The 753-nt window shown below is 50.6% G+C and carries 1 protein-coding gene; it reads right to left on the bottom strand.

Annotated elements, in window-relative coordinates:
- The coding region (locus CSQ88_RS22525; RefSeq protein WP_257212740.1) for a reverse transcriptase domain-containing protein at positions 1-490 on the bottom strand (490 nt) is incomplete at its 3' end.
- Positions 491-753: the final 263 nt, after the last annotated feature.

The following is a 753-nucleotide window of genomic DNA, read 5'->3' as shown; positions in this document are numbered from 1 at the left end:
TCCAGCGTCCAGCCGTGCTTTGTTCTCCTCCATCCTGCAGCTGTAATTTCACCGAGCGAATGGCGTGATGTACGCTGCGCGCTTTTCTGAACCCGTATGAAACGGTATGGAAATCACTTTCCCATATGGGCTCCATCACCATCAAAATGGCACGCTGTACAATCCCATCACGCAAGCAAGGGATGCCCAAAGGCCTCATCTTGCCATTACTTTTTGGGATGTAAACACGACGAGCGGCTTGTGGTTGAAACGTACCAGCAAGCAGCTCAACGCGTAAGGTTTCAAGTTCATGCTGGAGGTGATTTTCCATATAAACCCGAGTGACACCATCCATTCCCGGCGTCTTTGCTCCGCTTGACGCCAGCGTGATGCGGGCGGCTTCACGTAGCCAGACCGGTTCGGCAATCATCCTCAGCAGACGATCGAACTTGCGCTCTTTATCTTTTGAAGACCATATTGCCAGCTTGCTTTGCATTTCACTGATTATCAAAGGTCTTCACCTTATTGTGGCCAGTTAATCGACACAGCAAACCACTTAAACTGCCTCCCTTCGCCATGTGACTGGTTTTCCCAGTTTCGGACTACTACGGAGGCTCCGCCAACTCGCACATCATCGGGGGCACACTCCCCCCCTGTGTCAGGATAGTTGAGATACTCCCTTTTCAGGGATTCCAACTTACTCAGGGGGCTGGTTACTTATCATGTCGCGTATTCCCAAGGCTCGTAAAGATGCCATTTTAAGCAAAATGCTTG

This window comes from Iodobacter sp. BJB302 (assembly GCF_002735645.1).
In the GTDB taxonomy this organism is placed as follows: Bacteria; Pseudomonadota; Gammaproteobacteria; order Burkholderiales; family Chitinibacteraceae; genus Iodobacter.
This window is presented reverse-complemented; position numbering and strand designations above follow the sequence as displayed.